The sequence below is a fragment of the Kitasatospora sp. NPDC096204 genome (assembly GCF_044763205.1).
GTDB lineage: Bacteria > Actinomycetota > Actinomycetes > Streptomycetales > Streptomycetaceae > Kitasatospora.
Genome location: NZ_JBIWFT010000016.1, coordinates 159,635 through 176,200, shown reverse-complemented (window position 1 = coordinate 176,200; position 16,566 = coordinate 159,635). Strand labels below are relative to the sequence as shown.

16 protein-coding genes and 1 pseudogene are annotated in these 16,566 nt (G+C 72.0%); 5 read left to right on the top strand and 12 right to left on the bottom strand.

Features of this window, described 5'->3' with window-relative positions:
- Positions 1–44 precede the first annotated feature (44 nt).
- The 5 genes from ACIQ87_RS19880 to ACIQ87_RS19860 all read right to left on the bottom strand — a co-directional run bounded on the left by ACIQ87_RS19880 (position 45) and on the right by ACIQ87_RS19860 (position 2,714).
- Entirely contained in the window at positions 45–554 is a 510-nt protein-coding gene (locus ACIQ87_RS19880; RefSeq protein ID WP_402408231.1) for a hypothetical protein, read from the bottom strand.
- A 181-nt stretch (positions 555–735) separates the two neighbouring features.
- Positions 736–1,002, bottom strand: coding sequence for a hypothetical protein (locus ACIQ87_RS19875; protein WP_402408229.1), 267 nt, complete (start codon positions 1,000–1,002; stop codon positions 736–738).
- Positions 1,003–1,096: 94 nt separating this feature from the next.
- Entirely contained in the window at positions 1,097–1,945 is an 849-nt protein-coding gene (locus ACIQ87_RS19870) for a helix-turn-helix domain-containing protein (protein WP_402408226.1), read from the bottom strand.
- An 8-nt stretch (positions 1,946–1,953) separates the two neighbouring features.
- Positions 1,954–2,466, bottom strand: coding sequence for a DUF6879 family protein (locus tag ACIQ87_RS19865; RefSeq protein WP_402408224.1), 513 nt, complete (start codon positions 2,464–2,466; stop codon positions 1,954–1,956).
- Between the two features lie 5 nt (positions 2,467–2,471).
- Positions 2,472–2,714 carry a hypothetical protein gene (locus tag ACIQ87_RS19860; protein WP_402408222.1) on the bottom strand — a complete coding sequence of 81 codons (243 nt, stop codon included), beginning with the start codon at positions 2,712–2,714 and terminating at the stop codon, positions 2,472–2,474.
- 230 nt (positions 2,715–2,944) lie between these two features.
- On the opposite strand from ACIQ87_RS19860, the pseudogene ACIQ87_RS19855 reads away from it, so the two are divergent.
- Positions 2,945–3,175 (top strand): annotated as a pseudogene (locus tag ACIQ87_RS19855) (GNAT family N-acetyltransferase); the annotation flags it as partial.
- Positions 3,176–3,271: 96 nt separating this feature from the next.
- Here the strand turns inward: ACIQ87_RS19855 and ACIQ87_RS19850 are convergent.
- From ACIQ87_RS19850 to ACIQ87_RS19840, 3 genes are all read right to left on the bottom strand, one after another.
- Positions 3,272–4,066 (bottom strand): spermidine synthase, encoded by a 795-nt coding sequence (locus ACIQ87_RS19850; RefSeq protein WP_402408284.1) that lies wholly within the window; start codon positions 4,064–4,066, stop codon positions 3,272–3,274.
- Between the two features lie 206 nt (positions 4,067–4,272).
- The gene (locus ACIQ87_RS19845; RefSeq protein WP_402408220.1) at positions 4,273–5,244 is read right to left on the bottom strand and encodes an alpha/beta hydrolase; all 972 of its coding nucleotides are present in this window, start codon (positions 5,242–5,244) and stop codon (positions 4,273–4,275) included.
- An 18-nt stretch (positions 5,245–5,262) separates the two neighbouring features.
- Positions 5,263–7,578 carry an ATP-binding protein gene (locus ACIQ87_RS19840; RefSeq protein ID WP_402408218.1) on the bottom strand — a complete coding sequence of 772 codons (2,316 nt, stop codon included), beginning with the start codon at positions 7,576–7,578 and terminating at the stop codon, positions 5,263–5,265.
- A 177-nt stretch (positions 7,579–7,755) separates the two neighbouring features.
- Between ACIQ87_RS19840 and ACIQ87_RS19835 the strand changes: the two genes are divergently transcribed.
- Positions 7,756–9,159 (top strand): selenium-binding protein SBP56-related protein, encoded by a 1,404-nt coding sequence (locus tag ACIQ87_RS19835; protein ID WP_402408216.1) that lies wholly within the window; start codon positions 7,756–7,758, stop codon positions 9,157–9,159.
- A 59-nt stretch (positions 9,160–9,218) separates the two neighbouring features.
- Here the strand turns inward: ACIQ87_RS19835 and ACIQ87_RS19830 are convergent, their stop codons facing one another.
- From ACIQ87_RS19830 to ACIQ87_RS19815, 4 genes are all read right to left on the bottom strand, one after another.
- Complete coding sequence (locus ACIQ87_RS19830; RefSeq protein ID WP_402408213.1) at positions 9,219–10,460, bottom strand: globin domain-containing protein; 1,242 nt, start codon at positions 10,458–10,460, stop codon at positions 9,219–9,221.
- A gap of 226 nt (positions 10,461–10,686) precedes the next feature.
- A complete protein-coding gene (locus ACIQ87_RS19825; protein WP_402408211.1) occupies positions 10,687–11,217 on the bottom strand; it encodes a DUF6114 domain-containing protein in 531 nt (176 codons plus the stop codon).
- A gap of 2 nt (positions 11,218–11,219) precedes the next feature.
- Positions 11,220–11,876, bottom strand: coding sequence for a DUF6230 family protein (locus tag ACIQ87_RS19820; RefSeq protein WP_392913207.1), 657 nt, complete (start codon positions 11,874–11,876; stop codon positions 11,220–11,222).
- 186 nt (positions 11,877–12,062) lie between these two features.
- On the bottom strand, positions 12,063–12,791 hold the full coding sequence (locus tag ACIQ87_RS19815; protein WP_402408208.1) for a TetR/AcrR family transcriptional regulator: 729 nt from the start codon (positions 12,789–12,791) through the stop codon (positions 12,063–12,065).
- 589 nt (positions 12,792–13,380) lie between these two features.
- On the opposite strand from ACIQ87_RS19815, the gene ACIQ87_RS19810 reads away from it, so the two are divergent.
- The 3 genes from ACIQ87_RS19810 to ACIQ87_RS19800 all read left to right on the top strand — a co-directional run bounded on the left by ACIQ87_RS19810 (position 13,381) and on the right by ACIQ87_RS19800 (position 16,552).
- Entirely contained in the window at positions 13,381–14,049 is a 669-nt protein-coding gene (locus tag ACIQ87_RS19810; protein WP_402408205.1) for a Tat pathway signal sequence domain protein, read from the top strand.
- 206 nt (positions 14,050–14,255) lie between these two features.
- Entirely contained in the window at positions 14,256–15,128 is an 873-nt protein-coding gene (locus ACIQ87_RS19805) for an AAA family ATPase (RefSeq protein WP_402408203.1), read from the top strand.
- Positions 15,125–16,552 (top strand): VWA domain-containing protein, encoded by a 1,428-nt coding sequence (locus tag ACIQ87_RS19800; protein WP_402408200.1) that lies wholly within the window; start codon positions 15,125–15,127, stop codon positions 16,550–16,552. Before ACIQ87_RS19805 ends, ACIQ87_RS19800 begins: the two co-directional genes overlap by 4 nt.
- The last annotated feature ends 14 nt before the right edge of the window (positions 16,553–16,566 follow it).

Here is a 16,566-nt window from a genome sequence, read left to right as displayed (position 1 = left end):
GTGGGTGCCTCTGCCCCAGGGGGCGGAGGCACCCTAGCGTCCGATCAGTGGCTGTCGGGCACCTTGTCGTCGCACGGGGAGCAGTTCGCCCCGTCGATCGCCCACAGCTCCTCGTCGGCGTCGAACCCGTTGCCGCGCAGGAACTCGGCGGTACGGGTCACGATGCCGTCGCCGCGCCGCTGGATCAGCGGGGCGTGGTGCTTGTACTGACCGGCGTTGTACGCCTCGCAGATGGCGAAGTACACCGGCGTGTCCAACAGGAGCTGGTGCACTCCGATGTCCACGATCTTGCCGACGCCCAGGTGCACCTCCGGGTGCTCCATGGCGGTGATCGTGTACGCGATGGCGTTGTCCAGGATCCGCTCCGCCATGTTGCGGACCATGGTGTTGTCGCGGAGCAGGAGCGCGATCTCCCGGCCGTACAGGTCGCCGGTGTTACCGGGACCCTCGAACACGTTGTACGTCAGCTCTTTGACGTACGGCCGAACCGCGTTGAGGAGCGCGCGGGGGTCACGGAACTTCGTGTCCGCAGTCGCTTCCAGCGCAACGGTCATGGCTCGTTCCTCTCTTCTCGGTGGCGCACTGCCTTGCATGACCCGCCCAGAAGGACGGGGGTCTGGATAAGTGCCCTGCCCGTCCCTGCGCGGGGGTTCGGTCAGGGCAGGGCCCGGACCCGCGCGCGGCCGTGGACACCCGTCTCCGGGGCCGCTGCGGTGGTCAAGGTCGACGCGAGTCTCAGCGCCAGGGGTGGTTCTCCTCGCGCACCCGGGCCAGCAGCCTCGCCCGGCGGGCTCGGTCCTCGGGCGGCAGGGGCACCACTCCGAGCTCCTCCGGTGTGAGGACCAGTCGGGACCCGGACGGCCGCACGGGCGACCACTCCCGCAGGATGCCGACCCGGTCCGGGACGGAATCCGCGGTGGCGCGGTCGGCCAACGGGTCAGCGGTGGGGGTCCGCCTGTGCGGGGCTCGGTCGGGCTTGTGCGTCTTGGTGATCACCGACATGCGGCCGCTCCCTCAGACTGGTCAGAGCCGATGAGCAACACGCTAGAAAGTCAGGCTTGTTGGATTCCAGAACGTTGCATCACATTGCATGGATTCACTCGAGGGAGTGGATCGCCTTCGCGATCAGCGCACGGGCACCAGCACCGTAAACAGCCGCCTCGGCAAGTTCGGAGAAGGTGTCGGCGTAGGCGCTGACCTCACTTGGTTGCGTGATCGTGAGGTAGCCCGATACAAGCTCGACGTTGACTTGCGCTGAATCGAAGATCCAAAACCCCTCGACAGGCATCCGCGAACGGTCCGGCCGGTCGGGGACGATACCCAGGCTGACGCTCGGAAGCGAGCCGACCGCGAGTAGGTGGCCAAGCTGCCCTATCAGGACGTCAACACCCCCGAGGCCGTTGCGTAGGACCGATTCCTCGACGAGGAAGGCGAACCGCCGGCCGCCCTCGCCCAGCACGGCCTGGCGTTCCATCCGCGCCGTCACAGCTTCGGCAAGGTCGTCGACCTCAACTCTTCGGCGCTGCACTGACCGTAGAACCGCTTCGGTGTATCCACGAGTCTGAATCAGTCCCGGTACCAGCCATGATGAATAAGCACGGAACCGTTGGGTTCGCTCGTACAGCGGCAACCGGGCTTCCTGAGCCTGTTTGAGTCCGGACCGCTCCATGCGCCGCCAGCTGACCCACATGTCCTCTACGGTCCGCAGCGATGCGATGAGGTCGGCGGACTGATCCTCTGCTCCGCACGCGCGACACCACGCCCGGATGTCATCGGCGGAAGGGGGCGTCCGGGCATTCATGATGCGAGACGACTTCGACGGGTGCCAGCCGCACAGGCGGGCGATACTGAGCCCGGTCAGCCCGGCATCCCGGCAAAGCTCCGCGAGTCGAGTCGCAAGCGCTTGCCGGGCGTGCTGGGCACTTGATGAAGGTGAGACAGCCATGGTTGCAGTCAGCGGAGCCGGTACTCCTCGTGCGGGGTGGCGCGCTCCCAGACCGCTTCGAAGGCGGACCTCACCAGCTCCACTACCGCTGGCTCAGTGCGCCATTCTCGGTCCACCACTTCCCCAACGCCGGAGAAGTAGGTGAAAAGGACCGAGGTTCCGTCGAACAGCCACAGGTCTGTACCGGGCAACGCGAGGTCAGCTGCCTTGCGTCGCGGCAGCCATCGAACCAGTTCGCCTGCGGCGACGTTCGGAAACGTCACGTCGTACTCATACCGGATGTACTCCGTGACCGGCTCGGAGATGATCCGGGCACGCCGCATCGTGACACCACGTGCCGTCGTCTCCGCCACCACGTCGAGAAACGGACGCCACCAGGAGGTCCTGTCGGACGGGTCCAACCGCTTGCCTTGTTGCCACGCGATGAACTCAGGATCGCTGGGCTGGTAGGCATCGCGCATCTCAAGGTGCACGGCGGAGGTCTTGGCCCTGGCCAGCCCCTCAAGTACCGGGTGCTTCATGGTTCCTACTCGCTGTCAGGCTTGGGGATGAACTGAAGCATGATCTTCGGCAGCCTGATGATCGTCTCATGGTCCGGCACAGCGGTGGAGTGACCAGGGATCGACCCGACCTCCTGACACTCCTTCACCTCAGCTTCGGTGGCCTTGTACGACTGGATCAGCAGGTCTCCCGTTTCCTCGTCCAGCCAGATCGTCGGAGACTCCGTGTCCGGCGTGTTCGGGATGATCCCGACGAACCTCAGGGCCATGTCCACTCCCGTTGTCGAGGGGGTTGCATCAGTGCGCATGAGCTTCAGCCCCACGACTGATCAACGTCAAGAGTGCCTTGTGCACGTCGGCTCCTTGGGCTTTCCGTCAACCTCGCTAAACCGCACGCCGATTGAGTGAGAGTAACGGCCAAGGGACAACGGCCCTGGCCGCCCAGTTCGATGGGCGGCCAAGGCCGGCATGCTGGGGGCGGTCAGATACGGCTGCCCCAGTGGTGGGCGGCGAGGCTGCGGGCGGAGACCTGCTCGGCGTGGTCAAGGTCCACCCTGACCGGCCGGGCACAGCCATCGGCTGCATCCTGCGCGCGGGCGCCTGGGGCCGGGGCTACGCGGCCGAAGGAGTCCGCAGGATCCTCGCCCTGGCCTTCGGCCACCTCCACGTGCCGAAGGTCCGCGCCAGGCACCGCGCCGACAATCCCGCCTCCGGCCGGGTCCTGCTCAAGGCGGGATTCGTCCCGACGGGCGAACACGGCGGATTCGTGACCTACTCCATCCGACCGCCCCGGGCCGTCGGGGCGCGGGGGCGCGGGGGCGCGGGGTCAGCCGATGCTGAAGGCGCCGTCCGGTGGGGGCGGGGAGTCGGTGGCCTCGGCGTCGGTGACCGGGGCGGTGCGGCCGACCAGGGCCGCCAGGTCGTCCCCTTCGGTGAGGCGGGCCGGGAAGATGTCGCCCGCGAGCAGCCGGGTCAGCTCGGCCACCGGCAGCGGGGCCGTCGAGCCGGCCAGCAGGATGTTGCCGTACCGGCGGCCGCGCAGCACCGGCGCCTCCGCCACCAGGCAGACGTACGGGAACACCGCCCGCACCGTCGCCGCCTGTGCCTTGGCGAAGGCCAGCGGCGGGCCGTCCGCCAGGTTCGCCGCGTAGCAGCCGCCGGGGCGCAGCGCGGCCGCCGCCAGCCGCAGGAACTCCACCGAGGTGAGGTGGGCGGGGGTGCGCGAGCCGTGGAAGACGTCGGCGATCACCAGGTCCTGCGAGCCGGACGGCGTCTCGGCGAGGGCCGCCCGGGCGTCGCCGACGGTCGCTGTGATGTCCGCGCCGGGGCCCTGCCAGGGCAGCTGTTCGGCGACCAGTTCCAGCAGCGGCCCGTCCACCTCGACCACCCGCTGCCGCGAGCCGGGCCGGGTGGCGGCCAGGTAGCGGGGCAGGGTGAGGGCGCCGCCGCCGAGGTGCAGCGCGTCCAACGGCCGGCCGGCGGGGGCGAGGGCGTCGGCGAGGTGGCCGAGGCGCCGGGTGTACTCGAACTCCAGGTGGGTCGGGTCGGCGAGGTCGACGTACGACTGCGGGGTGCCGTCCAGGGTGAGCAGCCAGCCGCCGTCCCGGTCGAGGTCGGGCATGAGCTTGGCGAAGCCCAGGTCGGTGTGCCGCCCGACCGGCACGGGCTCGTCGTGCGAGTCGTGCGAGTCGTGCGAGTCGTGCGAGTCGTCCAGGTCGTGCGAGTCGTGCGGGTCGTGCCCGCCCGCCCCGTCGTCCGAATCGTGCGGGTCCTGCGGGCCGTACGAGTCGTGCGAGTCCTGCGAGTCCTGCGGGCCGTGCTCGGAGGTCACGCGTGCTCCTCGACGGGCTTGACGTCGAGGTAGGCGGCGAGCCAGTGGTCCAGCTCGGCGAACACCTCGGTGCGGGCCGCCTCGCCGGAGAGGACCAGGTCGTGCATGCCGCCCTTGATCCGGACGATGGTGACGTGCCGGCCCAGCCGCGGCCCCTGCGCGGCGATGTCGTCGGCGCGCAGCACGGCGTCGGCGTGGTGCAGCGCGTTGTGCCACTTGGTGGTGGAGATGGAGCGGGTCGAGGCCATCAGCAGCACCGGCACGTCGATGCCCAGCCCGCGGTGCAGTCGCCGGTGGCCCTGGTGGATCGCCGACAGCCACCCCGCGTACAGCGGGAAGCTCTGGGGACGCTTGAGCGTGAGGTCGAAGTCCCACTCGCCCTGGTGGTCCTTGTGCAGGCTGTGGGTGTAGTGGGGGTTGAGGGCGGAGGGCAGGACGCGGGTCGGCGCCAGCCGCCCGAGCGCCGTGACGGCGGGCCCGCCGAGCGTGCGGACCGCGGGCCCGGCGGGCATCGACAGGAACGGCGAGTTGAGGAACAGCCCGTCCACCACTCCGCGTCCGGCCCGGCGCCCGGCCCACAGCGCCCCGATCAGCCCGCCGGTGGAGTGCCCGTTCAGCAGCAGCTGCCGGTGTCCGTCCACCTCGCGGATGATCCGGACGGCCTCGTCGATCTCCTCGTCGTACTCGGCGAGGTCGCGGACGAAGTTCGGCGACTGGTGCGGGCGCAGGGAGCGGCCGTACTTGCGCAGGTCGAGGGCGTAGAAGGAGAACCCGAGCGCGGTGTAGTGGTCCGCGAGGTTGGTCTGGAAGAAGTAGTCGTTGTAGCCGTGGATGTACAGCACGGCCCGTTCCGACCCGGGTACCGGCCGACGGACGAGCGTCGCGCACACGGCCCCTTCGTCGTCGGGCCGCAGCGTCAGCTCGGCCGCCTCGTAGGGGGCACCCAGGATGTCTTCACGGAACTCCATGAGGGTGACTGTACTGGCTCAGCCGTCCCCGTCCGCGGCATCGCCGACCTGCCGCGATGTGATGATCGCAATGCTTTCGGAGAGTGCTTCGTAGGCGTCGTCGATGGCACGGTCCGCCTGCCGACGGGCCTCCTCGGCGTCCTCGGGCCGCCCGAGGTCCTCGAACACGGCTTGGAGGGCGACCCAGGTGCTGCCCTCGGCAACGCGGTCGCCGAGTTCCTGACAGATGGCCAGGGAGCGCCGGTGCGCCACGAGGGCTTCGGCCGCCCTCCCGTCGCGCCGCAGGGCGATGCCGAGGTTGCGCAGACTCAGGCTCTCCCCCTGGCGGTCGCCGGTCTCCCGCAGCAGGCGGCCGGCCTGCTCGTGGACCTCGACCGCCTCCCCTATCCGGCCCGCCCCGACGAGGGTGACGCCGAGATCGCCCAGCACCAGTGCCTCGTTGTGCCGGTCGCCGGCCTCCTGACAGATGGCCCGCGCCCGCTGCTGGGCCTCGATCGCCTCGTCGTAACGACCCCGGCGGCTGAGGATCTGGGCGACACAGTTCCAGGACATCCCCTCGCCGCTCCGGTCACCGAGGTCCCGGAAGGCCGTCGCCGTCCGCCGGAAGGTCTCGTAGGCCTTGTCCGCCTGTCCCGCGTCGGCCAGGAGAACCCCGAGGTTGAACGACAGCCGGGCTTCCCACCGTCGGTCGTCCCTGCCGTGCACCAGGCTCAGGGCGTACTGCATCGCGTCGATGGCCGGCTGCCGCTGGTGCAGGCTCGCCAGGACGTCGGCGATATTGGCGTGGGCCGATGCCTCCCCCTGTCGGTCGGCGATCTCCTGGAAGATCTCGCCGGCGGTCAGCAGCGCCTCCATCGCCTCCTCGAACCGGCGGGCCTTGCCCCGCGCGAAGCCGAGGTTGTGCCACGCCGTCGCCTCCTCGGCCCTGATCCCGAGGTCGAGGGCGGCGGACAGCGCGGCCGTCGCCACCGAGACGGCGTCATCGCTCCGGGACCACTGGACCAGATAACCGACCAGCGACGAGGACAGTCTCATGGCCACGTCGGGCAGGCCGACCGCCACCGCCAAAGGCACGGTCACGACCAGGGCGGCCCGCTCGCACTCCAGCCAGGCCAGGGCCTCGCCCCGGTCACGGAACCGACCCGGACCCGGGCTCGCGGGAAGCGCCTCGATCTCCTCGTCGGCGGCCACGGCCGTCTCCGCGTAGTGCACCAGCAGGCGCCGCAGGGCCGTCCCGGCGGCCTCCGGGCCCCGACCGGCCTGTTCCAGGGCGTAGTCGCGGACCAGGTCGTGCAGGTACCAGCGGCCGCCGCCCGCCGTCTGCTCGACCAGGGCGCTACCCGCGAGCTGCGCGAGCTTGGACCGGGCCTCGCGGACCTTCACGTCGGCCAGCACGGCGGCGGCCTCGGTCGAGACGTCGGGTCCTGGGTTGAGGGCCAGGAGCCGGAAGAGCTCCGCCTGCGGTTCGGTGAGCCTCCGGTACGAGCGGTCGAGCACGATCCGGATGCCGACCTCACCGTCGTCCAGGAGGTCGAGCCGGGCGGCGTGATCGGCGAGGTCCGCGGCGAGTTCGTCCGCGTTCAGGTGTGGGTCCAGGACGAGCTGGGCGGCGGCGAGGCGCAGGGCGAGCGGGACGCGGCTGCACAGCTTCGCGATCCGTCGGGCGGCTGCCGGGTCGGCCGCGACGCGGTCGTCGTCCGCCCGGGCGGCGCGGACGGCGGTGTCGAGAAGGGCCGTGGCCGCCCCGGGGTCCAGGACGCCGAGGCGGTGGAGGCGGGCGCCGAGGCTGGGGAGGGTCTCCCGGGAGGTGACCAGGAGGCGGTGGCGGGTGGACGAGGGCTGGAGGAGGCGAATCTGGTCGGCGGCGGAGGCGTTGTCGGCGATGACGAGGACGCCACCGCCGTGCCGTTCCAGCCGGTCGCGGTAGAGGGCGGCGCGGGTCTCCGGGTCCGGGGGGATGTGGTCGGCGGGGACGCCGAGGGCTCGGAGCAGGGTGTCGAGCGCCTGCCCGGCCCCGACCGGGGTCTCGTCGTAGCCGCGGAGGTCCACGAAGAAGGCGGCGTGGACGTGGCCGGCGTCGAGCAGCGCGTGGCCGACGGCGATCGCCAGCGTCGTCTTGCCGATGCCGCCGAGGCCGGTGACCGTCACCGTCGACGGGCCGTCGGCGGCCAAGAGGGCCTGGAGGTCCGCCAGGTCCCGGTCACGGCCGGTGAAGGCGGAGGTGAGCGGCGGGAGCCCCACGATCGTCGGCGGCCGGGCCGTCACCGTCACGTGCGCCGTGTCGGCCTGGACGACCGGGCCGTGGAAATTCCCCCCGCGAATACTGTTGTGCACCCGGCCGAGGGTAGCCGCCCGCACTCCCCGACCGCCTCCGTACCGTCACCCGGCCCGCCTCCGTGCCCTCACCCGGCCCGCCTCCGGACCGCCCCCGTCCGCCCCTCGTGCGCCTGCTGTGCGCCGGTGTCTCTGTGGAACGCTTCCCGGACAGACACGGCGAGTTGGGGAGTTTGCATGCAGCACGGGCATACCGATCCGTCGCTCTACCGTTCGGCCGCCGAGGCGATCGCCGCTCCGCCGGAGAAGCTGGCGTACGTGGCCGGGTTCGACCGGTCGGGGCGGCAGCCGGACGCGCTGCTGAGCGTCGACACCGATCCGGACTCGGCGAGCTACGGGAAGGTCCTGAACTTCGCCGAACTGCCCACGCTCGGTGATGAGTTGCACCACTTCGGCTGGAACGCCTGCTCCAGCGCCCTCGCCCACGCCTGCCACGAGAACCCGGAGCGGCGCTACCTGCTGCTGCCGGGGCTGCGCTCCTCCCGGCTGCACGTGATGGACACCCGGCCCGACCCGGTCCGTCCGCGGCTGGTGAAGACGATCGAGGCCGAGGAGCTCGCCGCCAAGGCCGGTTACTCGCGTCCGCACACCCTGCACTGCGGCCCTGACGGCGTCTTCCTCTCCTGCCTCGGCAGCGGCGAGGGCGACGACGGCCCGGGCGGGGTGGCGCTGCTCGACCACACGACCTTCGACGTGCTGCGCGCCTGGGAGACCGAGCGCGGGCCGCAGCACTTCGCGTACGACGTCTGGTGGCACCTGGGCACCAACGTGGGCATCACCAGCGAGTGGGGCAGCCCGCGGATGGTCGAGGACGGGGTGGTGCCGGACCTCCTGCTCGGGCGCAAGTACGGCCACGCGCTGCACTTCTGGGAGCTGGACTCCGGCCGCCACCTCCAGCGGGTGGACCTCGGCGACCAGTACCAGATGGTGCTGGAGCTGCGCCCGGCGCACGACCCGCAGGCGGAGTGGGGGTTCGTCGGGGTGGTCACCAACGTCGAGGACCTGTCCTCCTCGGTCTGGCTCTGGTACCGGGAGGGGCCGGCGTTCACCGCGCGCAAGGTGATCGAGATCCCCGCCCAGCCGGCCAAGGCCGAGGACCTGCCGCCCGCGCTGCAGCCGTTCGGCGCGGTGCCGCCGCTGGTCACCGACATCAACCTGTCGGTGGACGACCGCTGGCTGTACGTGTCCGCCTGGGGCACCGGCGAGTTGTTCCAGTACGACGTCTCGGACCCGTTCCACCCCCGGCTGACGGACTCGGTGCGGCTCGGCGGGATCGCCGCCCGCACCCCGCACCCGGCCGAGCCCGGCCGTCCGCTGAGCGGGGCGCCGCAGATGGTGGAGATCAGCCGGGACGGCCGGCGGCTCTACCTCACCAACTCGCTCTACGGCGCCTGGGACGACCAGTTCTACCCGGACGGCATCGAGCCCTGGATGGTCAAGCTGGACGCCGATCCGGAGGCCGGCGGGCTGAGCGTGGACGAGCGCTTCTTCCCGCACGGCGCCGACTTCCGGGGTCTGCGCGTCCACCAGACCCATCTGGCGGGCGGCGACGCCTCCTCCGACTCCTACTGCTTCCGCTGACTGACCCGGACCCTGATGCCGACACCGGCGCCGGAACCAGAACCGGCGCCGACCGGACCTCAGCGGAAGAGCGCCTGGTCGAACCGCACCTGCGTCGACGGCAGCCCGACTTCCGCCAGCCGGGTGCGGACGGAGCCGACCATGCCCACAGGACCGGTGACGCAGGCCAGGTGCTCGCGCCAGTCGCCGGCCGCCGCGACGGCGTCGGCGAGTTCGCCGACGGTGACCGGGGTGACGGTCAACCACGGCTTGTGCAGGCCGAGTTCGGACAGCGCCTGCCAGTCGTAGAGGTCGCCGCGGTCCCGGGCGCCGACGAACAGATGGACCCGGCGGCCGGTCGGCCGCTGGGTGGTCTGCTGCTCGACGATCGCCTTCATCGGGGCGAGGCCGGTGCCTCCCGCGACCAGCAGCAGGTCGCGGGCGTCTCCGTCGGGCAGCAGGCTGCCGCGCGGCGGGCCGAGGCGCAGCCGGTCGCCGATGGCGGTGTGCTCGACCAGGGCGGCGCTGACCCCGCCGGGGCCGGTGCGGCGGACGTGGAACTCCAGCTCGTTGTCGGACCGCGGGGCGCAGCCCATCGAGTACTGCCGCCAGGTGTGCGGCAGCGCCGGGTGCTCGACGGTGCCGTACTGCCCGGCCCGGTACGGGTAGGGCTCGCCGGTGCGCACCCGCAGCACGGCGAGGTCGGGGCGGCGGCGCTCGTACCCGGTCACCACGGCGTGCCAGTACGGCGGTTCGGTGAGCGCGGAGTCGGCGCCGGCCACCATCGCGCCGACGGCGAAGCGCAGCATCCGCACCCAGGCGCCCTCCAGGTCCTCGGTCCAGCGCCCGCCGGCCCGGTGCCGGACGGCCGCGCACAGGGCCTCCTCGAAGGCCTCGTAGTGCACCGGCCGGACGCCCAGCTTCCGGTGGTCGCGGCCGAGTTGGCGCAGCGTCTGCTCCAGTTCCACCGGGCGGTCGAGGTTGTCGATCAGATGGTGGAAGATCCGTTCCAGGTGGAGCTGCTGGAACTCCATCGAAGCGGGGAAGATCGGTCGCAGGTAGGGGCGGTGGCTGAACATCACCGCGTAGAGGTGGTCGATCAGGTCCGAGAGCGGGGAGATCAGGTCGAGGTCGCGCCGGATCAGGTGCTGGTCGGCGGCGCCGTCGTAGCCGCCGTCCTCGCCGTAGGCGCCGTACCCGAAGTCGCCGCCGCCCGAGGAGGACGGGGCGAGGAGTTGGCGTCGCAGGCGCATCGCGTGATGGCGGGCGATCAGGCGGTCGTACTCGGCGGTGGCGGCGGTGGCGGCGGTGCCAGTGCTCATGCTGCTGCTGTTGTCCATGTCCTGTCCAGTCAACTGCCCGGCCGCCGAACGCGAGAAGGGCCGATCGCCCCGGAGAGACCCGGGACCTTCGACCCATTGCGTCGGTGCGTGCGGTCCGGGATGGTTTTCCGCCACCCCGGACCGCGGCACCCGCGGGCGGGCGCGCCGACGGCGAGGTGCCCCACGCCCTGGTGCTCTCCCACCACCAGGACCCGGGGCACCGCCGTCAGACCGCCGCCCGGCGCGCCTCCCGGCGCTCCAGCCGCCGCTGCCGGCCCTGGCGCAGCGGCTGCTCGGGCAACCATCCGAAGGTGAGACAGGCGCCGACCACCCCGAGCATCATCCCGACCACGAAGCCGCCCAGGTTGGACGTGACCCAGGTGGCCAGCGAGGCCAGTACGGCGAGGATGGAGTAGAACAGCCGCTGCGCCGGGTTGAACAGGATCAGCAGGCCGCACAGCACCATCACCGCGGGCACCAGGTACCCGGCCAGCCCCTCCATCCCGATATGCAGGAGGACGGGCAGCGGGGCCTTCAGGGTGAACAGGATCTCGGCGCCGCCGAGCGTCACCAGCAGCCCGCCCCAGAACGGTCGCCGCCCGCGCCAGTCGTTCCTGACCGGGTGTGCGGCGGGCTCGGCGACGGGGGCCGCCACGGCCTGGGCGGGCGTGGCCGCCGTCCCCTCGGCGGCCACCCCCTCGGCCCGTGCCGCGGTGCCCTCGCCGGTGCCGGCCGGCTCCGGTACGGACTCCGTCATGGTCAGCAGCCCGTGGAGCTGAAGCTCAGCCGCAGGTTGGGCAGCTTGAACCCGACGGCGGTGCTCGCGTAGTTGTGCTGGTTCAGGTGGGTCAGCTTGACGGTGTCGGCCTGCTGGCCGAACACGCCGGGGCCGCCCTTGCCGATCGGACCGGCCTTGGTGTAGGTGCTGGCGTCGCCGCCGATCTCGATGTTGGTGAACTCCGCGTCGCCGGAGAGCAGGTCGGAGTCGGTGGTGAGGTTGCTGGCGGAGACGGGGGTGCCGCCGTCGCCCGCGTGGATCACCAGGTTGACGCCGCCGAGGTCGACGCTCTGGCAGAGGTTGGTGATCTCGGCCTTCTTGATCGCCGAGACCGCGACCAGCACCTGGCCGCCGGTGGAGCCGGCGTTGGGGCTGTCGGGGATCATCGAGTCCAGCGCGCCGAACTGGGCGAAGCCCTCGCCCTCCAGCTTGTCGGCGGTGATGGTGAACGGCATGCCGGAGATGGAGAACTGGGCGGCGAGCACGCCCTGGGCGGTGAGCGCCATCAGGACGCCACCGGCCGCGATGGCCGGAACGGCCATCAGGGCGGTGCGCTTGAGGCGGACCCGTCCTCTTCTCGGCGTGCCCGGCGTCTGCGGGGCCTCGGCCGCCGTGGCGGCGTCCTCGGACATGGCCATGTGTGTGCTCCCTGTGGGTGGATGGGTGTGCAGGCACTTGGCACGTTGTCCTGGCGCGGACAGCGTTCTCCGGCGCGACCGGCCGTCAACCCCTCGGCAGCGGGGTTCTTCCGGTCAGCACGCGGTAAGTAACTGGGAAGCTACTGCTCGGTATTGGCCGGGTCAATACGGGTGCACGAAGGATCTTCACCAGTCCGCGACCCGCTTCGGCCAGTCCCGCACCCCCAGCCGCTCGGCCGCCTCCGCCGGGCCGAGGAACGGCGACAGGCAGAACATGCTCAACACCGGGAGGATCTCCAGCAGTTGTTCGGTCCTTCCGGAGTCGATCCGCCGGTAGATGGCGCTGTAGACGCCACCCACCACCGCGTCCACCATCTCCCTGGACTCCACCCCGCCCGGGAGTTGGGGCACCTCGGAGAAGAACGTGCGGAACCTGGTGAGCAGTTGGGCCCGCTCCCAGCGGCCGGCCGGGCCGACGGCCTCGATCTCGATCACCGCCATCTTCGCGAACGCCGGTGTTCCCGCCAGCAGTTGGAGCATCACCCCGAGACTCTTGCGGATGCCCCGGCACCAGTCGGTTTCGGCCGCGAAGGCCTCCGCCATCCGGCGGATCACCACGCCCGTGCCGTACCGGTGCGCGGCCAGGAAGGCGTCCTCCTTGCCGCTGAACAGCTCGTAGAAGACCGGCCTGGTCACGCCCGCGGCACGGCAGATGTCGCTGATCGTGGCGTGCTGGTAGCCGCGTTCGGCCACGGTCCGCACCAGCCCGTCCAGCAGCCGTTCGCGCTGGGTCGCGGCGACCACGCCGGCGGGCAGTCGGCGCGGCCCGGGCTTGATCGATCGGGCCGGATCACGGCCGGTCCGGGCACCCGGCAGCAGGACCACGTCGGCTCCGCGGAGGTAGTTCCGATCCATCACCAACTCCTGTGTCCTGTATTGACATTGACGGAACACCGGGTTTACAACACTGACAGGTTTCCAACCGGTGGGCCAGCAGGCCCCCACCGGAGGAACCCTCCGGGGGCTCCGACGGCCCGGGCGAACGCCCAGGCCACGGGACCACGGCGGAGGCGGGGACGCGACGGTGGCAGCCGTCCACGTGCCCCACGGCACCGCACGTCCCCGACCGAACGGCGCAGTGCCGCTGGTGTCCACGCCGCCGCCCGTACGCAAGTCAGCACCACCGCACCGCGGTTCCACCGCAAGGTCGCACCACCGCACCACCGCACTGTCGTACCACCGCACCGCCGTACGCGCCCACCCTCGCGTACGTCCGCACCGCCGTACCGCACGGACGGGCCCGTGGCGCCGGGCCCGCCCGCCCCTCGGCCTGTGCCGACGCCCACCGGACGAAGCCCGAAACTCCGGGCCTCCGAAGCGGCGTTCGGCACCGGCCGCCGGTACGAAGCCCCTGGTACGCCATGCACCTCCCCCGCCGTGCACACCACCACACCCGCACGCGGGGATTCCCCCACCCGTCCACCGGACGGAGAGAGGCACCCTCATGCGCATCAGCCGCACCCTCGCCACCGCCGCCCTCGCCTCGCTCGCCCTCACCGGCGCGGCCGTCGCCCCCGCCCAGGCCGCCGGCGCGGTCCTGACCACCGGCAGCCCGAGCGGCCCGGCCGTCGCCGTCGGCGACGTACTGACCGCCAACCTGGTCTCCGGCACCTACGCGACCTTCAACAACAGCGCCACCGGGACGACCGGCGTCAAGTGTGCCGCCTCCTCCTTCTCGGCGACCGTCACCTCCAACCCGGCCGCGCCGGGCAGCGCCGTCGAGCGGCTCGACACCCAGACCTTCGGGTCCTGCACCTCCAACGTCGTCGGCGTCACCGGCGTCAAGAGCATCACCGTCACCAACCTGCCGTTCACCAACACGGTCAGCGACGCACCCGGCAACCCGGTCAAGCTCACCCCCGGCGCGGCCGGCGTGATGGGCACCACGGTGGTGCTCAACACCATCCTGGGCAGCATCAACTGCAACTACCAGAACAGCACCGGGATCAACGGCACCACCTCGAACACCGGCAACACCATCGGCTTCTCCGGCCAGCCGTTCACCCTGGCCTCCGGCCCGAGCCTGTGCTTCCCGACCGGCTACTTCAGCGCCACCTACGGCCAGGTCATCGACATCACCGCGCCCGGCCAGCCGGTCCTCTTCGTCAACTGACACCAGGGCCCACCCGGCCCGTCGTGACGACGGCGGCGTACGGCCCCCTCACCGGGAGCCGTCCGCCGCCGTACCGCATCGCCCTGCCCAGTCCCCAGGACAACGAACCAAGACGGCGATCCCGAGACGGCGAACCCGAGACAGCGAAGTGACCGGCCGGTAGGGTGGCGCCGCACGGAGACGGCGAACCGGAACGGGGCAGACGGATGAGCGACAACGGCACGGGCTTCTTCACCTCGGTGGCGGACGCCGCCGAACAGCTGGCCGCCACCGGCTACCTGGCCTCCACCTCCGTGGCCACCACCGTGTTCCTCGCCGACCGGCTCGGCAAGCCGCTGCTGGTCGAGGGCCCGGCCGGGGTCGGCAAGACCGAACTCGCCAAGGCGGTCGCCGAGATCGGCCACGCCCGGCTGGTCCGGCTCCAGTGCTACGAGGGCATCGACGAGGCCCGCGCGCTCTACGAGTGGAACCACGCCAAGCAGCTGCTGCGGATCACCGCCGGCCGCGACGAGGGCTGGCAGGACGCCCGCACCGACATCTTCGGCGAGGAGTTCCTGCTCACCCGCCCGCTGCTCACCGCGATCCGCGGCGAGGAGCCGACCGTGCTGCTGATCGACGAGATGGACAAGGCCGACGTCGAGGTGGAGGCGCTGCTGCTGGAGGTGCTCAGCGACTTCCAGGTCACCGTCCCCGAGCTCGGCACCATCACCGCGAGCCGCCGCCCCTTCGTGCTGCTCACCTCGAACGCCACCCGCGAGCTCTCCGAGGCGCTGCGCCGTCGCTGCCTCTTCCTCCACCTCGACTACCCCGAGGCCGAGTTGGAGCGACAGATCGTCCGACTCAAGGTGCCCGGGCTGGACGACACGCTGGCCGAGTCGCTGGTCCGGGTGGTCGGCGCGCTGCGCGCGATGGAGCTGCGCAAGGCGCCGTCCGTCGCCGAGACCATCGACTGGGCCCGCACCCTGCTGGCCCTCGGCGCCGACACCCTGGACGACGCCGTCGTGCGGGACACCCTCGGGGTGATCCTCAAGCACCAGGACGACGTCCGCAAGGCCACCCAGAAGCTCACCCTCGCGTGACGACGCCGCCCCCGGAAGCCGACACCGCCGCCCGCCTCACCGGCCTGGTCCGCGCCCTGCGCGGCCACGGCCTGCCGATCGGCCCGGCCGAGACGGTGGACGCCGCCGCCGTCCTGGACGTCCTCGGCTTCACCGACCGCGAGCCGATGCGGGCCGGCCTGGCCGCCGCCCTGCTGCGCTCGCAGAGCCAGCGGGCGGTCTTCGACGCCACCTTCGACCTGTTCTTCCCGCTCGGCGTCGGCACCCCGGAGGCCGTGCGGGCGGACCCGCCGCCGATCCCCGACGACCCCGAGCCGCCGCGCTTCGGCCGCCCCGACCCGCTGCGCGACCAGCTGCGCGACCGGCTCGCCGCCGCGCTGGCCGCCGACGACCGCGCCACCCAGGCCCGGCTGGCCGGCGAGGTCCTGGAGGCCTTCGGCCGGTACGGCGTCGGCAGCTCGCCCGGTTCCGACGGCTGGTCCGCCCAGCAGGCGCTCGGCCGGCTCGCCCCCGACACCCTGCTCGCCCGCGTCCTCGCCGCCCTGCGCGAGGGGCAGAACACCCGGGACCTCTCGGACCGGGTGCTCGCCGACGAGATCCGCCGCCGCATCCGGGACTTCCGCGCCATGGCCGCCGGCGAGGCCCGCCGCCGGGTCGCCGAGCTGCGCGGCCCCGAGCGGATCGCCGAACGCGCCGTCGCCCCGACCACCGACCTGGTCGACTTCCTCTACGCCGGCCGCACCCAGCTCGCCGAACTGCGCCGCACCGTCCACCCCCTGGCCCGCAAGCTGGCCACCCGGCTGGCCGCCCGCCGCCGCCGCGCCGCCCGCGGCGAGATCGATCTGCGCCGCACCCTGCGCCGTTCGCTGACCACCGGCGGGGTGCCGCTGCGCCCCGCGTACCGGCTGCGCCGCCCGGCCCGGCCGGAGCTGGTGCTGCTGTGCGACGTCTCCGGTTCGGTGGCGGGCTTCGCCGACTTCGCCATGCTGCTGGTGCAGGCGATGAGCGAACAGTTCAGCAAAGTCCGGGTGTTCGCCTTCGTCAACCGCACCGCCGAGGTCACCGGGCTGCTGCGCGGCGGCGACGACCCGGCGCGGCTGGCCGCCCGGATCCTCGCCGAGGCCAAGGTGACGGGCTACCACGGCAACAGCGACTACGGCGCCGCGTTCGGGGAGTTCGCCGAGCGGCACCTGGACGCCGTCGGCCCGCGCACCTGCGTGCTGGTCCTCGGTGACGCCAGGAACAACCAGCGCGACCCCAACCTGGACGCGCTGCGCCGGATCGCCGGCCGGGCCCGCCGGGTGTTCTGGCTCAACCCGGAGCAGCCCTCGCTCTGGCCGACCGGCGACTCCGCCGCGCTCGCCTACGCGGGCGTGGTGGAGATGCACTCCTGCCGCAACGCCCGCCGCCTCGGCGAACTGATCGCCCGCCTGCTGCCGGTCTGACGCCGTCGGCCGCG

Excerpts from the sequence above, each read along its gene's own strand:
- ACIQ87_RS19865 (WP_402408224.1), bottom strand. The coding sequence starts at position 2,466 with ATGAAGCACCCGGTACTTGAGGGGCTGGCCAGGGCCAAGACCTCCGCC.
- ACIQ87_RS19875 (WP_402408229.1), bottom strand. The coding sequence starts at position 1,002 with ATGTCGGTGATCACCAAGACGCACAAGCCCGACCGAGCCCCGCACAGG.
- ACIQ87_RS19815 (WP_402408208.1), bottom strand. The coding sequence starts at position 12,791 with ATGGATCGGAACTACCTCCGCGGAGCCGACGTGGTCCTGCTGCCGGGT.
- ACIQ87_RS19820 (WP_392913207.1), bottom strand. The coding sequence starts at position 11,876 with ATGGCCATGTCCGAGGACGCCGCCACGGCGGCCGAGGCCCCGCAGACG.
- ACIQ87_RS19845 (WP_402408220.1), bottom strand. The coding sequence starts at position 5,244 with ATGGAGTTCCGTGAAGACATCCTGGGTGCCCCCTACGAGGCGGCCGAG.
- ACIQ87_RS19860 (WP_402408222.1), bottom strand. The coding sequence starts at position 2,714 with ATGGCCCTGAGGTTCGTCGGGATCATCCCGAACACGCCGGACACGGAG.
- ACIQ87_RS19810 (WP_402408205.1), top strand. The coding sequence starts at position 13,381 with ATGCGCATCAGCCGCACCCTCGCCACCGCCGCCCTCGCCTCGCTCGCC.
- ACIQ87_RS19870 (WP_402408226.1), bottom strand. The coding sequence starts at position 1,945 with ATGGCTGTCTCACCTTCATCAAGTGCCCAGCACGCCCGGCAAGCGCTT.
- ACIQ87_RS19880 (WP_402408231.1), bottom strand. The coding sequence starts at position 554 with ATGACCGTTGCGCTGGAAGCGACTGCGGACACGAAGTTCCGTGACCCC.
- ACIQ87_RS19805 (WP_402408203.1), top strand. The coding sequence starts at position 14,256 with ATGAGCGACAACGGCACGGGCTTCTTCACCTCGGTGGCGGACGCCGCC.
- ACIQ87_RS19835 (WP_402408216.1), top strand. The coding sequence starts at position 7,756 with ATGCAGCACGGGCATACCGATCCGTCGCTCTACCGTTCGGCCGCCGAG.
- ACIQ87_RS19830 (WP_402408213.1), bottom strand. The coding sequence starts at position 10,460 with ATGAGCACTGGCACCGCCGCCACCGCCGCCACCGCCGAGTACGACCGC.
- ACIQ87_RS19825 (WP_402408211.1), bottom strand. The coding sequence starts at position 11,217 with ATGACGGAGTCCGTACCGGAGCCGGCCGGCACCGGCGAGGGCACCGCG.
- ACIQ87_RS19850 (WP_402408284.1), bottom strand. The coding sequence starts at position 4,066 with ATGCCCGACCTCGACCGGGACGGCGGCTGGCTGCTCACCCTGGACGGC.